The organism is uncultured Sphingomonas sp. (assembly GCF_964237335.1).
In the GTDB taxonomy this organism is placed as follows: domain Bacteria; phylum Pseudomonadota; class Alphaproteobacteria; order Sphingomonadales; family Sphingomonadaceae; genus Sphingomonas.
Genome location: NZ_CAXSHM010000001.1, coordinates 226,404 through 248,916, shown reverse-complemented (window position 1 = coordinate 248,916; position 22,513 = coordinate 226,404). Strand labels below are relative to the sequence as shown.

Here is a 22,513-nt window from a genome sequence, read left to right as displayed (position 1 = left end):
AGGAGACGATGGCATGACCGACAAGCAACCCAATCAGGCGATGGGCGGCAGCAAGCCCAAGAGCGACGACGACGGCAACAAGGAACCCGCGGCCTGGAGCGGCGGCGGCGAGAGCGGCGGTGGCGCACGGCCCGAGAACCCGACCGGTGCAGGTGACGAGGGCAGCAGCGGCGGCTTCATGGGCCATGGCGGGCAGAGCCACGTCGGCTATTCCGGCACGGGCGACGACGACGGCGAGGAAAACGTCAACGCGGCGACGAAGGAGTAGGGCGGCGGCGCCACTCGGATCGTCACCCCAGCGAACTGGGATTTCTCGGAATGGTGCCCGACCTGACGAGGAGACCCCAGCGTGCGCTGGGGTGACGAGAGAGTAAGGGAGGAGGCTCTCACCCCACCGGCGCGACGTCCACCGACACGTCCATCCGCTGCGCGCCGGCGCCGAGCACGACGCCGTCGACCGGCGCGATCTCGCCATAGTCGCGGCCGACCGCCATCACGATATGGTCGCCCGCCATCCAGATGCCGTTGGTGGGATCGAGTCCCACCCAGCCCAAACGCTCGCCGCACCACAACAGCACCCAGGCATGGGTCGCGTCCGCCCCCACCAGCCGCGGCTGGCCGGGCGGGGGCAGGGTGCGGATGTAGCCGGAGGCATAGGCCGCTGGCAGCCCGGCGCTGCGCAGCCCCGTCACCATGATCTGCGTGAAGTCCTGGCAGACGCCGCGTCGCTTCGCGAACGCCTCCGCCGGCGTGGTGTGGACCTCGGTCGCGTCGCCGTCGAACGTGAACTCGCGCCAGATGCGGCGGGCGAGCGCGATGCCGGCCTCCAGCGCAGACCGGTCGGGCGCCAGTTCCGCGCCGCACCAGGCGCCGATCGCGGCGTCGAGCGGCAGGAGCGGGGAGGGGTAGAGATACGCCGCCGGCCCCGCCGCGCTGCCGTCGCGGCTCGCGCGCGCCATCACCGCGACTTCCGCCAGCGTCGGATCGTCGGCCGCAGGGACCGGCACGAGCCGGTCGACCGTGACGCGCGAGACGCTCTCGATGATGAGGTGGCGCACCGGCTGCTCGACGGTCAGCCGCGTCACGTGCGCGAGGCCCGCATCGGCGATCGCCGGATGGTGGCGGCCCGCGGGCGAGATGTGGAGCGCGTACTCGTTCAGCCGCTGCCCCGGCCAGTCGATCGGCCTCAGCCGCAGGTTGCAGCGCGCGAAGCGGACCGGCGTCGCATAGTCGAACCGGGTGACGTGGATGATGTCGTACAGCATTCAGACGTTCCTCACGCCCCCGCTCATGCCAGCGTCAGGCCGGCGGCGCGCAGCGGCTCGGCGCCCTGCAGGAAATATCGCCGCGCGATGAGGTCCGACAGCGCGCCTAGCCGGCGTTCGACGTCGAGCAATCGGTCCGCGTCCAGGCTCGCGGCATCGGCGGTGTCGACCTGCGCGGCGAGCGCGACGGCGGCGGCCTGCTGCGGCTCGGGCAGGCCGTCGTCGCCCAGCACCGGGAGTGCGTTCAGGTGCGCGACGATGCAGGCCGCCTGATGCGCGAGGGAGCGCGGGTTGCCGGGGTCGAGCGCCGTCAGGTCCACCACCGGCACGCGCGCGATGCCGGTCAGGTAACGCTGGCGATAGCTGATCTGGCTGTCGGCGAGGTCGAGCAGCACCGACAGGTCGTCGCCGCTCGCGCCGCCGCCATCGTCGCCTAGCCCGAAGACCCGCACCGCCGCCGATGCCGACTGCGCCCGCTCGATCCGGCGGCCGAGGTCGAGGAACCGCCACGCCGCGGTGCGTCCCATATGCTCCGCCGACAGCCCGGCGAGCGCGGCGTAGCGGCGCTGGAGCGAGCCCGCGCGGTCGAGCGTGCCCGGATGATCCGGGAAGGGCGCCTCCAGCAGCCGCACCATGTCCGCAGACAGGCGGTCGCGCGAGCCTTCGCCGATGCGGCGCGCGGCGGCGTTGATCGTGGCGACGGAATAATGGTCCGGCGACTCCATCGCGGTCCGCGCAAAGCGATCGACCGCGGCGCGCGACAGGTCCGCCGGGGCGGGGCCGGCGCCGGTCGCCGCCACCGCTGCCGCCAGCCGCTCCACGGTGCCGGGCGTCAACGCGCCGCCGTCAGCAAGAGAGTGGCCCAGCAGGACGCGCAGCATCGCCAGCAGCGCCTCGCCGCGCTCGAGATAGCGGCCGAGCCAGAAGAAATTGTCGGCGACGCGGCTCGGCAGCGTGCCGGGGTTGCGCCGCACCGGCAGGCTGTCGATCGCGGGCAGCAGCGAGACGGGCGCGACTGGCTCGTCGCCGTGGATGCAGACGTCGGCGGACCAACTCGCGCCGCTGCTATGGCCCTCGCCCGGGCCGGGCCCCATCAGCGCCGCGTGCGGATCGGGGTCATCGCCGATCCGCACGAACCCGCCGGGCAGCACGCTCCACGCACCGTCGGCATCGCGCGCGGCGAACACGCGCAGGACGAACGGGCGGGCGACCAGCGCATCGTCGATCACCACCGGCATGGTCGACAGCCGCACCATCTCCTGCCCGACGTAATCCTGCGGCCGCCGCGCCATGTCGGCCAGCAGCGTTTCGCGCTCGGAAGCGTCTAGGCTGGCCCCCAGGCGCGCGCCGCCCGTGAGGCCCAGCGGACGCGTCCCGAACGCCGGGCCGATCAGCATCCGGTCGAACGACGCGTCCACTTGCTGCCGGGCATTGGGCTGCCCACACCACCAGGTGGCGATCGTCGGAATGGCGAGCGCCGCGCCGGTCAGCACGCGCGCCAGCCGGGGCAGGAACGCCGCGAACGCCGGCGCTTCCAGCACGCCCGCGCCCGGCGCGTTGGAGAGCACGAGCGTGCCGCCCGCGAACGCGTCGATCAGCCCGGCGACGCCGATATGCGAGTGCGCGTCGAAGGCGAGCGGGTCGAGCATCCGCCCGTCCACCCGCCGCCACAGCGCGTCGATCCGCTTGAGGCCACCAATCGTGCGGACGTAGAGCGTGTCGTTGAGGACCGCGAGATCGTCGCCCTCGACCAGCAGGAAGCCCAGATAGCGCGCGAGATGCGCCTGTTCGGCATAGCTCGGGCTGAAGCGGCCGGGCGTCAGCAGGCCGATGCGCGGGTCGGTACGCCGGCACAGCGCCGCCAGCCCCTCGCGCAGCGCGGCGAAGAAGGGCGCATGCCGCTGGATGTGCAGCCGCGACGACAGGCCACCCAGCGTCCGGCTGACCGCCAGCCGGTTCTCCAGCGCATAGCCGACGCCGGCGGGCGCGCGCAGGTGGTCGGCGAGCACGCGCCACTCGCCGTCGGGTCCCCGGCCCAGGTCCATCGCGACGAAATGCAGGTGCCGGCCGCCCGGCGGCTCGACGCCCACCAGCGGGCGGAGGAAGAACGGGCTGCCCGCGACGACGGCGGCGGGCAGGTGGCCGTCGGCGACCAGCCGGCCGGCGCCGTACACGTCGGCGAGCACCGCCTCCAGCACGTCTGCGCGCTGCGCGATCCCGGCGGCGATGCCGGCCCATTCGTCGGCCGCGATCATCAACGGCACCGGCGACACCGGCCAGGGCCGCTCGTCCGCCTCGCCGACGATGCGGAAGCCGGTGCCGATCTCGGCGGCGTGGCGCGCGACGCGGCGCTGCGCATGGCCTAGGTCGTCGCCCGCGACGGTGGCGAGTTCCTCGACCGTCGCGGTCCAGGCGGGATCGTCGCTGCCAGCGAGCACGTCGCCCCGCGGGTCCTCGATGTGGGCGTGATAGTCCGCGATCCACGCGGCCGCTTTATCGGACGTATCGGCCGGAGTACCGGGCCGGGCGGTCAGCGTCCCCAAATCTGCCGTCCCTGTCCGCTCGCCCGATGGGTAGCGTGTCACCGATCGGCGGCCCGGCGCAACACAAATGTGCGGGTTATTCGGTGAGCGGTTGCCAGAGCTCGATCTTCGTCCCATCGGGATCGAGGATCGAGGCGAACTTGCCGGTTCGGTCGTCCTCGCGCTTCAGGATCGGGACGCCCTTGATCTTGAGCCGGGCGACGAAGGCGTCGAGGTCGTCGACCGCGAAGTTGATCATGAACTCGCGGTGCGACGGCACGAGTTCGTCGCTGTTGGCGGGCATCGCGTTCCAAAGCGCCATGGGCGGATGGCCGGGAGCATCGTATCGCAGGATCGCGCCGCCCCAGGATTCGAGGGTGATGCCAAGCACGTCCTTGTACCAGGCCGCCAACGCCTTGGGGTCCTTGCTCGTCACGAACACGCCGCCAAGCCCAGTGACGTGTCCGACCGGCTCGGCTCGCACCGCCACGGACGGCAGGCCAGCGGCCAGCATGCCGATCGCCGCCAGAAGCTCCTTCTTCACCATCATCATCTCCCCCTCACAGATCCGGCAGCGCCTGGTCCGCGATGCCCCATCCTTCCAGTCCCCGCCCGCCAGCGTGCGCGATCAGATCGTCGGCGTCGCGGATGCTCCAGCGGGCGGCGGTGTCGATGTCCTTCAGCTCGCTCCACGAGACAGGCGCGGCGACCGGCGCGCCGGGGCGGGCGCGGGCGGAAAAGGGCATGATCGCGGTCGATCCGCGGCCGTTGCGCAGATAATCGATGAAGATGCGCCCGACGCGCTTCGCCTTCGTCATCACCGCCACGAACCGATCGGGCTCCGCCTGCGCCAGCGCGCGCGCGAACCGTTCGGCGAAATCGCGCACCTGCGGCCAGTCCGCGCCGGCGGTCAGCGGCACGACGACATGGATGCCTTTGCCGCCCGACAGCATCGGAAAGCTCGCGAGCCCCAGGTCGGCGAGCCGGTCGCGCAGATATTCCGCCGCCTTTTTCGTCTCCTCGAAGCCCAGCCCCTCGTCGGGGTCGAGATCGAACACCATCCGGTCGGGCTTCTCCAGCGGATCGACGCGGCTGCCCCAGCCGTGGAACTCGATCGTCCCCATCTGGACGCAGGCGACGAGGCCGTCGGGGCTGTCGACGTAGAGATAGGCCACGCTCGACCCGTCCTTCTCGCGCACGTCGACCTGGCGGACCGTGTCGCCGAACGAGCCCGCATCGTGCTTCTGGAAGAAGCAATGCTTGCCGCGCCCCTGCGGGCAGCGGACCAGGCTGATCGGTCGGTCGGCGACCCACGGCAGCATGACGCCGGCGACGCGGGCGTAATAGTCGGCCAGCTCGCCCTTGGTGATGCCGCTGTCGGGGAAGATCACCCGATCGCGGTTCGAGACTTTGACGTGGATGTCGGGCGCGTCCGTCGCCTTGGCCACGGGTTCGGGGACCTCGATCACCACCTCGGAGGCAGGCTTGTCCTCGCGCAGACCGAGGAAGCTCGAGTGGCGCAGCACGCCGTCGGGCGTCACCTCGGCGAAGGCGACCTCCGCGACCAGCTCGGGCCGCACCCAGCGCGCGCCCTTCACCATCGGGCGCAGCGCGCGCGCGACCTCCACCGTCGCCGCCTCCCGCGCCAGCGGCTCCAGTCTGGCCGCCAGCGTGTCGAGCATCGCCGCGTTGAAGCCGGTGCCGACCTTGCCGGCGTAGATCAGCGCGCCGTCCTTATGGACACCCAGCAGCAGGGAGCGGAGGTTCCGTGTCTTGTCGGACGGCAGCCAGCCGACGATGACGAACTCCTGCCGGCGGATGCACTTGGTCTTGAGCCAGTCGGTCGTGCGGCGGCCGCGATAGGGCGCGTCGGCGCGCTTGGAGACGACACCCTCATAGCCCTCGCGGCACATCGTCTCGAACAGCTCTTCGCCGGAACCGACGATGTGCTCGGAATAGCGCAGCCGGTCGGTGCCCTCGCCGACGGTTCCGCGCAGCCGCTCCTTGCGGGCGAGGAGAGGGAGCGCTGTCAGGTCCTCGCCGTCGTGCGCGAGCAGGTCGAAGGCGAAGAGCGTCATGTCGCCGCCCGCGCCGATCGCGTCCTTCAGCGTCGAGAAATCCGGCCGGCCGTCCTTGAACGCGACGATCTCGCCGTCGATCAGTGCCGAGCCGACCGGCAGCGCGGCGGCCGCCTCGGCGACGCCCGCGAACTTGTCCGTCCAGTCGAGGCCGGAGCGGGTGTAGACCTTGGCGGTGCGCGACTTGCCCTTGCCGCCGACGGCGACGAGCGCGCGATAGCCGTCGTATTTCACCTCGTGCAGCCACTCCGTGCCGGTCGGGACCGCGTCGACGAGGGTGCAGAGTTCGGGTTCGGCGAAGGGGGGAAGCGTTGTCATTGATCCTCCCCGAGCTTGTCTCGGGGAGGGGGACCGCCGGCGCGAGCCGGTGGTGGAGGGGCTGGCGGCATTGCCGCCGATTGCTACCCCAGATTTCCTCCGCGGCTTCGCCGCTCCGGCCCCTCCACCATCCGCTGCGCGGACGGTCCCCCTCCCCGAGATGAGCTCGGGGAGGATTTTAGCGGTTGCTCCCTCCGCGATCTCCGCCATCGTGCGGTCGGTCTTCACGCTCGTCAGGGCCGTGTCGACCAGCGTGTCGGCGCCGCCCGCCTCCGCGTCCGTCACCTTGCGCAGCAGCCAATTTTCGTTCTTCTCGCGCTTGCCGTTCTTGGCGTTACGCGGCTTCAGGCGGATCAGCATCCACTCGCCCTTCATCCGCTCGCCGTGGAGGATGAAGTGGAGGTGGCCCTTGTCGATGTCGGCGGCCGACTTGCCCGCGACCGGCGCCCAGGTGCCGTCGTCCCACAGCATCACCGTGCCGCCGCCATATTCGCCCTTGGGGATCGTGCCCTCGAAGTCGCCATAGGACAGCGGGTGGTCCTCGGTGCGCACCGCCAGTCGCTTCTCGTCGGGATCGAGGCTGGGCCCGCGCGTCACCGCCCAGCTTTTCAGGACGCCATCGGCTTCGAGGCGAAAGTCCCAGTGCAGCCGGGTCGCATCGTGTTTCTGGACGATGAAGCGGTTACCCTTGCCCGGCGCCAGCGAGCCGGCAGGCTCGGCCGTCTTCGCGAAGTCGCGTTTGGCGTTGTAGCGGGCGAGGGGATCGGGCGCGTCAGCCACAGGCCGCTCCCCGCCACTTCGTCACCCCAGCGCACGCTGGGGTCTCGTCATCACGCAGCGACCCCAGCGTGCGCTGGGGTGACGGCCGGGAGGAGGAGCCGTCCGGCCTACGCACGCTTGCGCGCCGCCGGCTTCTTCGGCGCAGGCGCCGTGTCGTCGTCCTTCGCCTTGGCGGGCGCCTTCTTCGCGGGCGTCTTCCTCGTCGTCGTGACGGTCTCCGTCGGCGCGGGGCGGGCGTTGGGTTTCTCCATCGACTTCTTCAGCGCCGCCATCAGGTCGACGACGTTGCTGCCCTTCGCAGGCTTGTCGCTCTCGTCCGCCTCGACGATGTGCGCGCCCTTGGCCTTGCGCTTGCGCTCGACCAGGTCTTTGAGCGCGTCGACATAGCGGTCGTGATACTCGCCCGGATCGAACGGCGCGGTCTTCTTGTCGATCAGCGCGGTCGCCAGGTCGAGCAGGTCCGCGTCCGGCGTGCTTTCGGGAATGTCGCGGAAATAGCCCTGCGCCTTCTGCACCTCGTCGGCATAGCGCAGCGTCTCCAGCACCATGCCGCGCCCGCAGGGCTTGAGGCTGACGACATATTCGCGCCCGCGCATCGCGAGCTGGCCAAGCCCCACCTTCTTCGCGCGGCGCAGCGCCTCGCGCAGCACGATGAACGCCTCCTCCGCCAGATCGTCGGCCGGGACGACGAAATAGGGTTTCTCGTAATACAGCACGTCGATCTCGCTCGCGTCGACGAACTGCGTCAGCTCCAGCGTCTTCTTGGATTCGAGCTTCACCGCGTCGATCTCGTCCTGCTCCAGCAGCACGAACTCGCCCTTCTGATATTCGTAGCCCTTGACGATCTCGTCGGGATCGACCGGGCCGACGCCGGTCACGACCTTGTCGTAATGGATCGGTTTGCCGGTCGGCTCGTGGATCTGCTTGAAACTGATCGCCGCGCCCGATTTGGTGGCCGGGTAGATCTCCACCGGGATCGACACCAGCGCCAGCCTGATCTGTCCCTGCCAATAGGCCCGTGCCGCCACGATCATCCCTCCCTGACGGCAATCCAAATCAATGGCGCGCGGACTCGTTCCGTTCCCGCACGGGCCGGCGCCAATCCGCGGGTTCAAACCGGGGCGCCGACGCGCTACAGGAGCGCGCATGGCAGACGACCCCTTCGCCCTGTTCGACGCGTGGTTCGCGGAAGCGCGCGCGAGCGAGCCCAACGATCCCGAAGCCATGGCGCTCGCGACCGCCGATGCCGCGGGCCAGCCGTCGGTGCGGATGGTGCTGCTCAAGGGCCATGACGAGCGCGGCTTCGTGTTCTACACCAACCGCGAGGGGCGCAAGGCGGGCGATCTCGCCGCGGACCCGCGTGCCGGACTGATGTTCCACTGGAAATCGCTGCGCCGCCAGGTGCGGATCGAGGGGCCGGTTAGCCTCGCCAGCGATGCCGAGAGCGACGCCTATTTCGCCAGCCGCGGCCGCGACTCGCGGCTCGGCGCCTGGGCATCGGACCAGTCGCGCCCGCTCGCGTCGCGCGAGACGTTCGAGGCGCGGGTGGAGCAGGCGCGCGCGCGGTTCGAGGGCGGCGAGGTGCCCCGCCCGCCGTTCTGGGGCGGATACCGCGTCGCGCCCGAGCGTATCGAGTTCTGGCAGGACCGCGCGCACCGGCTGCACGAGCGGCGATTGTTCACGAAGACCAGCTCCGGCCTGGACGGAGGCTGGACGGAAGGATTGTTGTTCCCATGACCCAGGACGAACGCCGCCGCGTCATTCCCTTCGCCGTGCGCGCCGCGCTCGCCAGCGTGGCGATGGCGACGTTCCTGCTGGTCCTGAAGGCTTGGGCCGCCTGGGCCAGCGGATCGGTCGCGATGCTGGGATCGCTCGCCGACACGGGGCTCGACCTGCTCGCCAGCCTCGTGACTCTGTATGGCGTCCGCCTCGCCGCGCTGCCGGCGGATCACGACCATCGCTACGGCCATGGCAAGGCGGAGGCGCTGGCAGCGCTGTTCCAGGTTATGCTCATTACCGCGTCGGCGATCGCGATCGCGTGGCGCGCGGTGCTGCGGATCGGTTCGACGGCGAGCAACGCGGAAGCGGGCCTCGGCATCGGCGTGTCGGTCGTCGCGATTGCGGCGACGCTGATGCTGCTCGCCTATCAGCGCCGCGTGATCCGCCAGACGGGATCGGTGGCGATCATGGCCGACAACGTCCACTACCAGTCGGACGTGCTGGTCAACATCGCCGTCATCGCGGCGCTGGTGCTTGACCAATATGTCGGCCTGCATGGCGCGGACCCGGTTTTCGGCATCGCGATCGCCGGCTGGCTCGCGTTCGGCGCGTTCAAGGCCTCCACCCATGCGATCGACATGCTGATGGACCGGGAATGGTCGGAGGAACAGCGCGCGCGGTTCCTGGAGGTCGCGGCGCGCCAGCCGGGACTGAAGGGCATCCACGATTTCCGCACCCGCCGGGCCGGCAGCCACGATTTCGCGCAGTTCCACATGGAGGTGTCGGGCAGGCTGAGCGTCGCGGAGGCGCATGATCTGGTGGAGAACATGGAGGACGCGTTGCTCCGCGCATTCCCCAAGGTGGAGGTGTTGATCCACCTCGACCCCGAAGGCCATGTCGATACGGACAATCCGCTGGTGGAGACCGATGTGACCCCGCACTGGTTCGGCAAGCGCGCATGAGGATCCCCTTCACCCAGGTCGACGCGTTCACCGACCGGCCGTTCGCGGGCAATCCGGCGGCGGTGATGCCGCTCGACGCGTGGCTCGACGACGCGACGCTGCAGGCGATCGCGATCGAGAACAATCTTTCGGAAACCGCTTTTCTGGTGCCGGATGCGAGCGGAGAAGCGGATTTCGAGCTGCGCTGGTTCACGCCGGGCAACGAGGTGGTGCTATGCGGCCACGCGACGCTGGCGAGCGGCCACGTTGTGCTGTCGGGGGACATTTCGCGCGAGACGGTCCGCTTCCGCACCCGGCGTGCAGGGTCGTTGTCGGTGACCCGGGCGGGCAGGGGTTACGAGCTCGCGCTGCCCGTCTGGCGGCCCGAGCCGCGCCCGCTGCCCGACCTCGTCGCCGCGCTGGGCGTCGAGGGCGTGGTGGAGACGCTGTGGCACCAGCATCGCTACGCGCTCGTGGTGGTCGACGACGAGGCGACGGTGCGTGGCTGCCGCCCCGACATGCGCGCGTTGGCCGCGGACGGCGACGTGCTGACGATCCTCTCGGCGCGGGGGGCGGGGACCGACATCGTCAGCCGCGCCTTCGTGCCCGGCGGCGGCGTGGACGAGGATCCGGTAACGGGCTCCGCCCACGCGGTGCTGACGCCTTATTGGTGCGAGCGGCTGGGTCGCGACCGGCTGACCGCGTTCCAGGCGAGTGCGCGGGGCGGACATCTCGACTGCCGGCTCGACGGCGACCGGGTCGTTCTGGGCGGCCGTTGCGTGACGGTGATCGAGGGGACGTTCCTGCTGGGGTGAGGGGATCGTTCGCCCGCGTGTTCTTTCCGTTCATGCTCAGCATGAGCGGTTGCGGGGCGATCCATCTAAGCCGCCGATAGTGCCAGCGCCGCCGCTTCCGTCTCCGCGATCCAGCCGCCGCCCAGCACCCGCTCACCCGCGTACAGCACTGCCGCTTGCCCCGGCGCGACGCCATATTCGGGCGCGTCGAACGCCAGTCGCCCATCGTCCAATCGCGCCGGCACCGGCTTGGCCATGGAGCGTACCTTGGCGGTGAGCGGGCCCTCGTGGTCGCCGCCGATCCAGTTGATCCCCTCCAGCCGCGCCGCCGCCACCGCCAGCGCCGCGCGCGGGCCGACGATCACGCGGCGGGCGGGTGCGTCGACGCGCACGACGTACAGCGGCTCTGCGGTGCCGCCGATGTTCAGCCCGCGCCGCTGGCCGACGGTGAAGTGGACGATCCCCGGATGGATCCCGAGCACGCGGCCCGCGAGGTCGACGATCTCGCCCGCGGCAGCCGCCTCCGGGCGCAGGCGCGTCACGAGTCCTGCATAGTCGCCGTCGGGCACGAAGCAGATGTCCTGGCTGTCCGCCTTGCCCGCGACCGCCAGTCCCAGTTCGGCGGCTAGTTCGCGCACCCGCGGCTTGGGTAGGCCGCCGAGCGGGAAGCGGAGGTACTCGAGCTGCTCCTGCGTGGTCGCGAACAGGAAATAGCTCTGGTCGCGCGCGGGATCGGCGGCGCGGTGCAGCTCTGCCCCGGCCGGACCCGCGACGCGGCGCACGTAATGGCCGGTCGCAAGCGCATCCGCGCCCAGCTCTCGCGCCAGGCCCAGCAGGTCGGTGAACTTGGGCCCCGTGTTGCATGACACGCAGGGGATCGGCGTCCGGCCGGCGAGGTAATCGTCCGCGAACCGGTCGATCACCGCCGAGCGGAAGCTCGACTCATGGTCGAACACGTAATGCGCGATGCCCAACCGATCGCATACCGCGCGCGCGTCGCGGATGTCGCGGCCGGCGCAGCAACTGCCGGCCCGCCCCACCGCCTCGCCATGGTCGTAGAGCTGCAGCGTCACCCCGATCGTCTCGGCGCCCGATCGGTGCGCGAGCGCGGCGACGACCGAGGAATCGACGCCGCCCGACATCGCGACCACGATCCGGCGCCCTGTCATGTCCGGGCCGGCCATGTCAGGACCGGCCATGTCGGGGCCGAGCTGGAAATCGATCGCGTCGGCGGGAGTCACGGCGTTCATCGCGACGACATAGCGATGGTGCACGCGGCTTTCACCTGCGTTAGCGATAGGTTGCACCGGGCTTTACCCGACCTTCAGCCCCCGACGCCCATAGCGCCATCCGGTCGGCCGCGAACGCGCGGGGCCGGCGAGTGAGGAGTGTATGGCGGTTGGATCTTGGTACCTTATCGTTTCTACCCGGCAACCGGCTGGAGGGTCGCGCGCAGGCGACGGCGCTCCTCGCGGTCGCGGCCGCGCGGCAGGCGGCAAGCCCCACCGCGATGATGCAGGCCCGGCTGCCCGTTCCCCGCGTGCGGACCGCAGCGTCCTTCGCCTGGCCGGTGGCGGATGCAATCGCGGGCTGGCGCCGCCGCCGGGGCGACTGGGAGTGAACGCGCCGTTTACCCCGCCGTTTCAGCCGATCTTCAAGCGGCAGGCCTACACCCCCGTCATCACGACACGTCGTCGCGAACCGATTGCTCGGGGCGCCCGCTCCGACCGAGGACAAGCATGATCGAGAACCAGAAAATCCGTCCCGCCAAGGTGATCGGTCCGCTCGGCGAGCCACTGACGCTGGAGACCTTGCCGCCGCCCGAGACGACGCGCTGGGTGATCCGTCGCAAGGGCGAGGTGGTCGCGGCGGTGAACGGCGGCCTGCTGAGCATCGACGAGGTCTGCGCGCGGTACGGCCTGACGGTCGAGGAGTTCGCCGGCTGGCAGCGGGCGGTCGATCGATCGGGCCTTCAGGGGCTGCGCGTCACCCGCATCCAGATCTACAAGAAGCAATATGAGCGCGACCAGCGGTATTGATCGAGATCATCGTATTGGGAACAAAAGATAGTCGTTGCGAGTCTATCCGCCATCGCCCGTTTCGGGGGCGCAACGGAGGGTAGGGGTCATGCATTTCATTCTGTGGCTTGTCGTGGGTGGCGTCGCGGGTTGGCTCGCCGGGCTCATCATGCGGGATCAGGGCGGCATCCTGATCAACATCATCGTCGGCATCGTCGGCGCGGCGATCGCGGGCTTCATCTTCGGGGGTGGCGCGGATCTGAACCAGGCGCTGACGATCCAGTCGTTCATCTATTCGGTGATCGGTGCGGTGATACTGCTAGCGATCGTGAACCTGGTGCGCCGCGGCCGCGTTCGGTAATCAGCCCACACGACCGCATTAGCGGCCGCCCGGACCATGTCGGGGCGGTCGTTTTGCGTTCAGCGCAACGTCGGCGACGCGCATCAAGCCGGTGACGACGCGTCGCTGCCTGACTGGCCAAGCCGCTTGAGGCCAGTGTGATATTCGGCTAATACAGCGCTGGGGCAGGGCAAGCGGGCGAGCAGCGGGCATGAATTACGAGACGGGCGGCGTCGGCCACGATCCGCAACTGGTGCTGCCGGCGCCCCCACGCCCGCGTCGTCGCCGCACGCTGATCGTCGCGATCGTCGCGATCGTCGTGGTGCTGGCGCTCGCGGCGTTCTTCTTCGGCCGCGGCAGTCCGGACGCCGCGGCGGCGTCGGCGACCGACCAGGTGCCGCGCGTCACCGTGATCCAGCCTGGCCGGCGCACGATCGACCGCACGCTGTCCGCGACCGGATCGCTCGCCGCGCGCGTCGACATGCCGGTCGGCGTGGCGGGCGAGGGCGGCCGGGTGACGGCGGTGCTCGTCCAGCCGGGCCAGTGGGTCCACGCCGGACAGGTACTCGCGACGATCGACCGGTCGGTGCAGCAGGAGACGGCTGTGAGCCTGGCCGCCTCCATCAAGGTAGCGCAGGCGGACGCGACGCTCGCCCAGTCGGCGCTCGACCGCGCGAACCGGCTCGTCGATCGCGGCTTCATCTCGCGCGCCGATATCGAGAGCAAGACCGCGACCCGCGATGCCGCGGACGCGCGGGTGAAGATGGCGCAGGCGCAGCTCGCGCAACAGCAGGCGACCAACGGCCGGCTCGACATCCGCGCCCCCGCCGAAGGGCTGGTGCTCACGCGCCAAGTGGAGCCCGGCCAGGTCGTCAGCGCCGGGACCGGCACGCTGTTCCGCATGGCGCAGGGCGGCGAGATGGAGATGCGCGCGCTGCTCGCCGAGAGCGATCTCGCGACGATCCACGCCGGCTCGGTCGCCCGCGTCACGCCGGTCGGTGGCACGGCGGCCTTCACAGGCACGGTGTGGCAGGTGTCGCCGGTGATCGACCCGACCAGCCGGCAGGGGATCGCGCGCATCGCGCTCCGCTTTGATCCTGCGCTGCGGCCCGGCGGCTTTGCCTCCGCGACGATCACCAGCGGCGCGGCGGTCGCGCCGCTGCTGCCGCAATCGGCCGTCCAGAGCGACGAGCACGGCAATTACGTCTATGTGCTGGGCGCGGGCGACAAGGTCGTGCGCCGGGCGGTGACGCTCGGCACCGTGTCGGACGACGGCGTCGCGGTGGCCGCTGGGCTCGACGGCACGGAGAAGGTGGTGATGTCGGCGGGCGCGTTCCTCAACGCGGGCCAGCGCATCCAGCCGATCCTGAAGGCGGCCTCGACGGTCATGGGAGGCTGAGCCGATGAACTTCCGCCATATTTCCGCTTGGTCGATCCGCAATCCGGTCCCGTCCATCGTCCTGTTCTTCATGCTGTCGATCGCCGGCATCCTGAGCTTCGCCACGATGGAGGTGAACAGACAGCCCGATATCGACTTCCCCGTCGTCATCGTCGACATCAGTCAGCCGGGCGCCGCGCCGAGCGAGCTCGAGACGCAGGTGACGCAGCGCGTCGAGGCGGCGGTGCGCAGCCTGCAGGGCATCGACGAGATCGACTCCACCGTCACCGAAGGCGATTCGCAGACGGTCGTCCAGCTCACCATCGGCACGCCGATCGATCGCGCGGTGGAGGACGTGCGCAGCGCGATCCAGCAGATCCGCTCCAACCTCCCCGAGGGTATACTCGAGCCGCAGGTGATGCGCGCCAACTCGACGGGTGATGATCTCGCCGACTATGCCGCGATCAGCACCGACATGACCGTCGAGCAGCTGAGCTGGTACATCGACAACACCGTCGCCAAGGAGCTGCTGGCGGTGCCCGGTATGGCGACCGTCGAGCGCAACGGCGGCGTGTCGCGCGAGATCCGCGTGATCCTCGACCCCGTCCGGCTCCAGGCGCAGGGCCTGACCGCGATCCAGGTCAACGCGCAGCTGCGCCAGATCAACCTGAACGCCGCCGGCGGCCGCGCCGAGATCGGCGGCGCCGAACAGTCGCTGCGCGTGCTGGGCAACGCCCGGGACGCCTATGCGCTCGGCCAGTCGCAGATCTCGGTCGGCAACGGCCGCACCGTCCACCTGTCCGACATCGCGCAGGTCCGCGACCTGTATGCCGAGCAGCGATCCTCGTCGGCGCTCAACGGGCGGCAGGTCGTCTCGTTCGATTTCCAGCGCGCGAAGAATGGCTCGGACGTCAGCGTGTTCCATGGCGCGCAGGAGAAGCTCGCCGCGCTCGAGAAGCGCAATCCCGGTGTCCATTTCCAGATGATCTCCAACACGGTGAAGTACACCGAGGTGCAATATCACGCGGCGATGGAGGCGATGATCGAGGGCGCGGGCCTTGCCGTCCTCGTCGTGTTCATCTTCCTGCGCGACTGGCGGTCGACCGTCATCTCGGCGCTGGCGATCCCGCTGTCGGCGATCCCGACGTTCTGGATCCTCGACCTGTTGCATTTCACGCTCAACAACATGACGCTGATGGCGCTCAGCCTGGTCGCGGGCGTGCTGGTCGACGATGCGATCGTGGAGATCGAGAACATCGTCCGCCACATGCGGATGGGGAAGAGCGCCTATCAGGCGTCGATCGATGCCGCCGACGAGATCGGCCTCGCCGTGTTGGCGACGACGATGGCGATCGTCGCGGTGTTCCTGCCCGTCGCGCTGATGCCGGGCGTCGCCGGGCAGTTCTTCCAGAACTTCGGCCTGACCGTCGTCGTGTCGGTGCTGATGAGCCTGGCGGTCGCGCGGCTGCTGACGCCGATGATCGCCGCCTATTTCCTCAAGTCGCACGGGCAGGCGAGCCATGGCGAAGGCTGGCTGATGGACCGCTACATGGCGACGCTTCGCTGGACGCTGAAGCACCGCTGGTCGGCGATCGTCGCCGGCGCGGTCGCAATGGCGCTGACGGTCGTGTGCGTCATGGCGCTGCCGATGGAGTTCCAGCCGGAGAGCAACGCCGACAGCAGCACCGCCGTCATCGAGATGGTGCCCGGCACGACGCTCGCCGATACCAAATTGGTGGTCGACCGCGTCGCCGCGATCCTCAAGCGCCAGCCGCAGGTGCAAGACGTTTACCAGCGCTCGTTCGTCGGCCGCGGCAATGTCACGGCGATCTTCAAGGACAAGAAGCTGCGCACGATGCGCTCCGCGGACTTCGAGCGGAGCCTGGCGCCCGAGATGGCGGCGGTCGCGGACGCGCGCGTCACCTTCCGCTCGCAGAACGGCTGGGGGTCGAGCGGCTTGCCGTTGACGGTGACGCTGGGCGGTGACGATCCCAAGCTGTTGCAGCAGACCGCGCTCGCGCTGATGGAGCAGATGCAGAAATTGCCCACCGTCGTCGCGCCGCGCGTGACCGGGGACCTCCAGCGGCCGGAGATCGTCATCACGCCGCGGCTGGACCTGGCGGCGGACCTGGGCATCACGACCAGCGCGCTGTCGAGCGCGATCCGCATCGCGACGCTGGGCGACATCGACCAGAACAGCGCGAAGTTCTCGCTGTCCGATCGCCAGGTGCCGATCCGCGTCGCCTTCGCGCAGGATTCGCGCCAGCGGCTGTCGACGATCTCCAACCTGCCGGTGCAGACCGCGACCGGCGCGTCCGTGCCGCTCGGCGTCGTCGCGTCGATCGGCTTCGGCGCGGGGCCCACCAAGATCGAGCGCGTGGCGCAGCAGCGGCAGCTGACGGTCGGCGCGTCGATGCCGCCAGGCGTCGTCACCAGTCAGGCGATGGCGCAGATCCATGCGCTGCCGATCATGAAGAACCTGCCGCTGGGCGTCAGCGAACTGTCGCTCGGCCAGGCGAAATGGCAGGGGGAGATGATCCAGAACTTCATGGTCGCGGTCGCGGCGGGCATCTTCCTGGTCTTCGCGGTGCTGGTGCTGCTCTACCGCCGCTTCCTGCCGCCGTTCGTCAACATGGGGTCGCTGTTCCTGGCGCCGCTTGGCGCGCTCGTCGCGCTGATCGTCACGCACAACCCGATCTCGATGCCGGTGTTCATCGGCCTGCTGATGCTGCTGGGCATCGTCGCCAAGAACTCGATCCTGCTGATCGACTTCGCGCTGGAGGAGATGGCCCACGGCGTGCCGACGATGGCGGCGATCCTGGACGCCGGGCACAAGCGCGCGCAGCCGATCGTGATGACGACGGTGGCGATGGTCGCAGGGATGATCCCGACCGCGATGGCGCTGACCGGCGACAGCTCGTTCCGCTCGCCGATGGGCATCACGGTGATCGGCGGGCTGACGCTCTCGACCATCCTGACGCTGCTGATCGTGCCGGCGACGTTCAGCCTGGCGGTGGGCGCCGAGGAGTGGATCGGGCCGCGGCTGGGCAGGCGCCTGCTCACCTATCGGCCGGGCGACGATGGTTCGCCGGTGATCGAGGGGCCGCGCGGTCCGGCGATCGAGGGCGGGCGCGGGCACGGTGCCGGGCAGGGGGCCGCCCCGGGCGCGATCGGCTATCGCGGCGACGAGCCCCATCCGGCGGCGGAGTAGGCGGTACCGGCCGGCCGACGGTGGCGCGGGTGAACCTTCGCGACGGCCGGTCATTCGTCCCGCCATGGCCATCCGCATGATCGACGCCCGCGAGGAAGCGCCCCCCGGGCTGAAGCGCATGCGGGCGGTCGCGACCGGGCTGCTGATCGCGATGGCGGTGCTCTACCTGATCGCACGGTTGGCGGCACCGGCGCGGCCGGGTTTCGGGTTCCTGCGCGCGTTCGCGGAGGCGGCGATGGTCGGCGGCCTCGCCGACTGGTTCGCGGTCACCGCGCTGTTCCGCCACCCGCTCGGCTTGCCGATCCCGCACACTGCGATCGTGCCGCGCAACAAGGACCGGATCGGCGAGACGCTGGCCATGTTCCTGCGCACCAACTTCCTGATCCCCACGGTGGTGGCGCGGCGGATGCGACCGCTCGACGTCGCCGGCGCGGTCGCCCGCTGGCTGACCGATCCGCCCGAGGAGGCGGGCGGGCGGTTTCGCCGCGGCGCCTCGAAATTGGTGGCGCAGGCGCTGGAAGGGCTCGACCCCGCCCGGCTCGGCGGCATGGTCAAGGCGGCGGTGGGGCAGCGGTTGGCGGACACCAAGATCGCGCCGATCCTGGGCCAGCTGCTCGGCGCGGCGATCGCGGAGGGTCGGCACGCGCCGCTGCTCGACGGCGCGATCGGCTGGTCGGCGAACGCGTTGGCGGCGAACGACGTGCTGATCCGCCAGATCGTCCACGACCGCGCCGGCGCGGTGCTGCGCTGGACGGGGCTGGACGAGGCGGTCGCCAACCGACTGATCGCGGGGCTGCAGAAGCTGCTGGCCGACATGGCGGAGCATCCCGACCACCCGTTGCGGGTGCGCGCCGAGGATGGCCTCGCGAGCCTTGCCGAGCGGCTGCGGACCGATCCCGAGATGCAGGCGCGGGTGGAGGCGATGAAGGACGAGCTGATCGCCAACCCCGCGATGCAGCGCTGGCTCGACGGCCTGTGGGAGCAGGCGCGGGGCGGGCTCCTCAAGATCGCGCGCGATCCCGAGCGGGCGATGCGCGGGCCGCTGGGCGAGGTGCTGCGCCAGATCGGCGACACGCTGCACCGCGACCGGCGGCTGGCGACGACGATCAACCGCTTCGTCCGCCGCGCGGTCGTCGGCATCGCCGCCGATTACGGCGACGCGATCGTGCGGCTGGTGTCGGAGACGGTGCGCGGCTGGGACGCGCGGACCATCACCCGCCGGCTGGAGAACCAGGTCGGCCGCGATCTCCAGTACATCCGGGTCAACGGCACGATCGTCGGCGGACTGGTGGGGCTGGCGATCCATGTGGTGGACGTCGCGCTGTGAGGCGCCTTACCTGATGCGCTTGCGGTGGAGCAACCTTTGCAGCAAGGGTCCGCGGACATGAGCGGACGAGCCGACTTCGACGAGCAGGGCACGGGCGATGGCCGCACGCTGCGCTTCACCGGCGACCTGCGGCTGTCCGAGCTCGGCAAGCTGCCCGAGCGGCTGAACGGCGTGTCGGGCGACGTCGCCACCGTCGACCTGTCGGCGGTCGGCCGGATCGACACGATCGGCGCCTGGGTCGTCCACCGCTTCGCCCTGCAGCATCACGCGCGGATAGAGGGCGTGTCCGGCGACAACCGCCACCTGTTCCAGCAGGTGGAAAAGGCGGATCAGCCGGTCGCGACCCGCGTGGCGCCGCAGGCCGGTTTCGCCCGGGTCGTCGGCGAGATCGGCGACGCGACCGCGACCGCCGGATCGACGGTGATCGGGCTGCTCGGCTTCCTGGGCGCGACGGTGGTCGCGTTCGGCAACGTGCTGGTCAGCATCGTCCGGCCGCCGCGCCGGTTCCGCTTCAACGCGACGGTGCAGCGGTTCGAGGTGGTGGGCGTCTCCGCGCTCGGCATCATCGGGCTGATGAACTTCCTGATCGGCATCGTGATCGCCCAGCAGGGCGCGGTGCAGCTCCAGCAGTTCGGCGCGGAGGTGTACACGATCAACCTTGTCGGCCGGCTAACGTTGCGCGAGCTCGGCGTGCTGATGACCGCGATCATGGTCGCCGGACGATCGGGCAGCGCGTTCGCCGCGCAGCTTGGCACCATGAAGCTGACGGAGGAGATCGACGCGATGCGCACCATCGGCGTCTCGCCGATGGAGGCGCTGGTGCTGCCGCGCGTCATCGCCGCCGTCGTGATGATGCCGCTGCTGGCCTTCTACGCATCGATCCTGTCGATCGTCGGCGGCGGGCTGCTCGCGTGGACGACGCTCAACATCCCGCCCGTCACCTTCATCCAGCGCATCCAGGAGGTGGTGCCGATCACCGACCTGTACATCGGCCTCATCAAGGCGCCCGTCTTCGGCGTGATGATCGCGATCATCGGCTGCTACCAGGGCATGCAGGTGGAGGGCGACGCCGAGCAGGTCGGCAGCCGCACGACGTCGGCGGTGGTGCAGTCGATCTTCATGGTGATCGTGCTCGACGCGTTCTTCGCGGTGTTCTTCGAGAAGATCGGCTGGATCTGATGGCGCGCCACGACACCGACCCGGGGCTCGACTTCGACGCCGATCCGATCATCACCGTCCGCGGCCTGCGGAACCATTTCGGCGATCAGGTGGTGCACGACGATCTCGATCTCGACGTCCGGCGCGGCGAGATATTGGGCGTGGTCGGCGGATCGGGCACGGGCAAGTCGGTGCTGATGCGCTCGATCATCGGGCTGCAGCCGCCCGCGGCGGGCCAGGTCCATGTGTTCGGCGAGCCCACGATCGGCCGCAACGCGACGGAGGCGACCGCGGTGCGCAAGCGGTGGGGCGTGCTGTTCCAGGGCGGCGCGCTGTTCTCGACGCTGACGGTCGCCGAGAACGTCGAGGTGCCGTTGCGCGAGTTCTACCCGGACCTCGATCTGGCGCTGATGGCCGAGATCGCGGCCTACAAGGTCGTGATGACCGGGCTGCCGGCGGACGCCGCGCCCAAATATCCCGCCGAGCTGTCGGGCGGCATGAGGAAGCGCGCCGGCCTCGCGCGTGCGCTCGCGCTCGACCCCGAACTGCTGTTCCTCGACGAGCCGACCGCGGGGCTTGATCCGATCGGCGCGGCGGCGTTCGACGAGTTGACCAAGGCGTTGCAGAAGACGCTGGGCCTGACGGTGTTCCTCATCACCCACGATCTCGACTCGCTCTACGCGATCTGCGACCGCGTGGCGGTGCTGGCGGACCACAAGGTGATCGCGGTCGGGACGATCAGCGAGCTGCTCGCGCTGGACCATCCGTGGATCCAGGAGTATTTCCGCGGACCGCGCGGTCGCGCGGCGGCGGCGACGCAGGGACAGGACACGTCCGAGCGGCATGAGATCGAGGCCGACATGGCCGCACCGTCGGATCAATCCCAGGCAGGCAAGGCGGCGAGCTGATGGAAACGCGTTCCAACCATGTGCTCGTCGGCGCGGTGGTGCTGATCCTGCTGGCGCTGCTGGCGCTGTTCACCGTGTGGCTCGCGCGCATCGGCGGCACGCACATGAAGGAATATGACATCTTCTACAAACAGGCCGTCGACGGCCTGGCGAAGGGGTCTCAGGTCACCTATTCGGGCGTCGTCTCGGGGCAGGTGAAGGAGATCCGCATCTTCGATCCGCAGTTCGTGCGCGTGCGCGTCCAGGTGACGGACGACGTGCCGATCCTGCAGGGCACCACCGCGACGATCCAGGGCAGCTTCACCGGCACCAGCACCGTCAGCCTCGACGGCGGCCTCAAGGGTCAGCCGGCGCTGGTCTGCCCGCAGCCGGTCCCCAACCACGATTGCCCCTATGGCGTGCCGGTGATCCCGACCAAGACGGGCGGCCTGGGCGCGATCCTCAACTCGGCGCCGCAGCTCCTCGAGCGGCTGTCGACACTGACGGAGCGGCTGACCGGGCTGTTGACCGACAAGAACCAGGCGTCGATCGCGGGCATCCTCCAGAACACCAACCGGCTGACGAGCGCGCTCGCTGATCGGGCGCCGGAGATCGCGGCGACGCTGGCGCAGACCCGCGTCGCGATCGCGCAGGCCGGCGTCGCGGCCAAGCAGATCGGCGACCTGGCGCAGACCAGCAACGGCCTGCTCGCCAACGACGTGAAGCCGACGATCGCCAACCTGAACGCGACGATCGCGTCGGCGAGGAAGAGCACCGACACCCTCAACGCCGCGCTCGGCGACGCGCGTCCGGGGCTGCAGGCGTTCTCGAAGCAGACGGTGCCCGAGGTCGGGCAGTTGGTGCACGACCTGCGCGAAACCGCGCAGTCGCTCAATTCGATCGCCACCAAGGTGGACCAGCAGGGCGCCAGCTCGCTGATCGGCAGCCCCAAGCTGCCGGACTACAAGCCGGGCAAGAGCGGGGGTAAGGGCAAGTGATGGCCGCGATGAAGACGCTCGTACCGTTGGCGACCACCATGGCGCTCGCCGGCTGCATCAGCTTCGGCGCCAAGCCGCCACCTGTGCTCCTGACGCTGACCAGCACCGCGCAGGTGCCGGTGGGGCAGCAGCAGGTGGCGGCGGTGTCGCCGGGCACCACCGCCTCGACGCTGTCGCTCGGTGGCCAGCCGGTGGCGACCGTCACCAACCAGACGCTCGCGCCCCAGCAGGGTGGCGGCGGCACCGCGTCGATCACTATCCAGGTGCCGACGGTCCCGCAGGAACTCGCCACACCGCGCGTGCCGGTGCAGGCGAGCCCCACCACCGTCGCCTATATCAAGCAAGCGATTTGGGTGGAGCCGCCGGCGCAGGGGTTCCAGCGGGTACTGAGCGACACGATCACCGCGCGCACGGGCCGCATCGTGCTGAGCAGCGCGCAGTCGTACCAGACCGGATCGGCGCAGCTGACGGGTGAGCTGCGCACGTTCGGCATCGACGCCGCCAGCCGATCGGCGGTCGTGGTCTACGACGCCTCCCTGCTCCGCGCGACGGGCGGCGGCATCGTCAAGCAACGCTTCGAGGCGCACGTGCCGGTGGCCAGCATCGATGCGGACGGCGCCGGGCTGGGGCTGAACGCCGCGGCGAACCAGGTTGCGGCTGAGGTAGCGGACTGGGTGGGGCGGTAGGTGGAGGCATGTAGGTGGGGACACGGGAGATTGGTGGCTCGCGTCGCAAGACGCTCCTTTATCTCGCGGTCAGCACAGGCTTTTGGGGCAATT

General features: G+C 70.0%; 20 protein-coding genes. 14 read left to right on the top strand and 6 right to left on the bottom strand.

Annotated elements, in window-relative coordinates:
- The first annotated feature begins 13 nt into the window (after positions 1-13).
- Positions 14-268: a hypothetical protein gene (locus ACFE65_RS01170; RefSeq protein ID WP_375380485.1), complete on the top strand. Its 255-nt coding sequence runs from the start codon at positions 14-16 to the stop codon at positions 266-268.
- A gap of 118 nt (positions 269-386) precedes the next feature.
- Here the strand turns inward: ACFE65_RS01170 and ACFE65_RS01165 are convergent, their stop codons facing one another.
- From ACFE65_RS01165 to ACFE65_RS01145, 5 genes are all read right to left on the bottom strand, one after another.
- Complete coding sequence (locus ACFE65_RS01165; RefSeq protein WP_375380484.1) at positions 387-1,265, bottom strand: transglutaminase N-terminal domain-containing protein; 879 nt, start codon at positions 1,263-1,265, stop codon at positions 387-389.
- Between the two features lie 23 nt (positions 1,266-1,288).
- Entirely contained in the window at positions 1,289-3,799 is a 2,511-nt protein-coding gene (locus tag ACFE65_RS01160; RefSeq protein WP_375380540.1) for a circularly permuted type 2 ATP-grasp protein, read from the bottom strand.
- 85 nt (positions 3,800-3,884) lie between these two features.
- Positions 3,885-4,334, bottom strand: coding sequence for a VOC family protein (locus ACFE65_RS01155; RefSeq protein ID WP_375380539.1), 450 nt, complete (start codon positions 4,332-4,334; stop codon positions 3,885-3,887).
- A gap of 13 nt (positions 4,335-4,347) precedes the next feature.
- Positions 4,348-6,963, bottom strand: a complete 2,616-nt coding sequence (ligD, locus tag ACFE65_RS01150) for a DNA ligase D (RefSeq protein WP_375380483.1) — start codon at positions 6,961-6,963, stop codon at positions 4,348-4,350.
- Between the two features lie 107 nt (positions 6,964-7,070).
- Positions 7,071-7,991 (bottom strand): Ku protein, encoded by a 921-nt coding sequence (locus ACFE65_RS01145; RefSeq protein ID WP_375380482.1) that lies wholly within the window; start codon positions 7,989-7,991, stop codon positions 7,071-7,073.
- A gap of 118 nt (positions 7,992-8,109) precedes the next feature.
- Between ACFE65_RS01145 and pdxH the strand changes: the two genes are divergently transcribed.
- From pdxH to ACFE65_RS01130, 3 genes are read left to right on the top strand one after another with little or no spacing between them, the layout of a single operon-like run.
- Complete coding sequence (gene pdxH / locus ACFE65_RS01140) at positions 8,110-8,700, top strand: pyridoxamine 5'-phosphate oxidase (protein ID WP_375380481.1); 591 nt, start codon at positions 8,110-8,112, stop codon at positions 8,698-8,700.
- Complete coding sequence (locus ACFE65_RS01135) at positions 8,697-9,644, top strand: cation diffusion facilitator family transporter (protein ID WP_375380480.1); 948 nt, start codon at positions 8,697-8,699, stop codon at positions 9,642-9,644. The genes pdxH and ACFE65_RS01135 overlap by 4 nt, the downstream gene beginning before the upstream one ends.
- Complete coding sequence (locus tag ACFE65_RS01130) at positions 9,641-10,438, top strand: PhzF family phenazine biosynthesis protein (RefSeq protein ID WP_375380479.1); 798 nt, start codon at positions 9,641-9,643, stop codon at positions 10,436-10,438. The genes ACFE65_RS01135 and ACFE65_RS01130 overlap by 4 nt, the downstream gene beginning before the upstream one ends.
- A 65-nt stretch (positions 10,439-10,503) precedes the next feature.
- Here the strand turns inward: ACFE65_RS01130 and mnmA are convergent, their stop codons facing one another.
- Positions 10,504-11,616 (bottom strand): tRNA 2-thiouridine(34) synthase MnmA, encoded by a 1,113-nt coding sequence (gene mnmA / locus ACFE65_RS01125; RefSeq protein WP_375380538.1) that lies wholly within the window; start codon positions 11,614-11,616, stop codon positions 10,504-10,506.
- Between the two features lie 200 nt (positions 11,617-11,816).
- On the opposite strand from mnmA, the gene ACFE65_RS01120 reads away from it, so the two are divergent.
- The 10 genes from ACFE65_RS01120 (at position 11,817) to ACFE65_RS01075 (ending at position 22,420) form a co-directional block, all read left to right on the top strand.
- Entirely contained in the window at positions 11,817-12,038 is a 222-nt protein-coding gene (locus ACFE65_RS01120) for a hypothetical protein (RefSeq protein ID WP_375380478.1), read from the top strand.
- 118 nt (positions 12,039-12,156) lie between these two features.
- A complete protein-coding gene (locus tag ACFE65_RS01115; RefSeq protein ID WP_375380477.1) occupies positions 12,157-12,456 on the top strand; it encodes a DUF1153 domain-containing protein in 300 nt (99 codons plus the stop codon).
- Positions 12,457-12,544: 88 nt separating this feature from the next.
- On the top strand, positions 12,545-12,796 hold the full coding sequence (locus ACFE65_RS01110; protein WP_375380476.1) for a GlsB/YeaQ/YmgE family stress response membrane protein: 252 nt from the start codon (positions 12,545-12,547) through the stop codon (positions 12,794-12,796).
- Between the two features lie 190 nt (positions 12,797-12,986).
- Complete coding sequence (locus ACFE65_RS01105) at positions 12,987-14,174, top strand: efflux RND transporter periplasmic adaptor subunit (RefSeq protein WP_375380475.1); 1,188 nt, start codon at positions 12,987-12,989, stop codon at positions 14,172-14,174.
- Between the two features lie 4 nt (positions 14,175-14,178).
- Positions 14,179-17,364, top strand: a complete 3,186-nt coding sequence (locus ACFE65_RS01100; RefSeq protein ID WP_375380474.1) for an efflux RND transporter permease subunit — start codon at positions 14,179-14,181, stop codon at positions 17,362-17,364.
- 64 nt (positions 17,365-17,428) lie between these two features.
- The gene (locus tag ACFE65_RS01095) at positions 17,429-18,691 is read left to right on the top strand and encodes a DUF445 domain-containing protein (protein WP_375380473.1); all 1,263 of its coding nucleotides are present in this window, start codon (positions 17,429-17,431) and stop codon (positions 18,689-18,691) included.
- Positions 18,692-18,748: 57 nt separating this feature from the next.
- Positions 18,749-19,870: an MlaE family lipid ABC transporter permease subunit gene (locus tag ACFE65_RS01090; RefSeq protein WP_375380472.1), complete on the top strand. Its 1,122-nt coding sequence runs from the start codon at positions 18,749-18,751 to the stop codon at positions 19,868-19,870.
- Entirely contained in the window at positions 19,870-20,757 is an 888-nt protein-coding gene (locus tag ACFE65_RS01085) for an ABC transporter ATP-binding protein (protein ID WP_375380471.1), read from the top strand. The genes ACFE65_RS01090 and ACFE65_RS01085 overlap by 1 nt, the downstream gene beginning before the upstream one ends.
- Positions 20,757-21,734, top strand: a complete 978-nt coding sequence (locus ACFE65_RS01080) for an MlaD family protein (protein WP_375380470.1) — start codon at positions 20,757-20,759, stop codon at positions 21,732-21,734. Before ACFE65_RS01085 ends, ACFE65_RS01080 begins: the two co-directional genes overlap by 1 nt.
- Before the next feature lie 8 nt (positions 21,735-21,742).
- Positions 21,743-22,420 (top strand): ABC-type transport auxiliary lipoprotein family protein, encoded by a 678-nt coding sequence (locus tag ACFE65_RS01075; protein ID WP_375380469.1) that lies wholly within the window; start codon positions 21,743-21,745, stop codon positions 22,418-22,420.
- Positions 22,421-22,513: the final 93 nt, after the last annotated feature.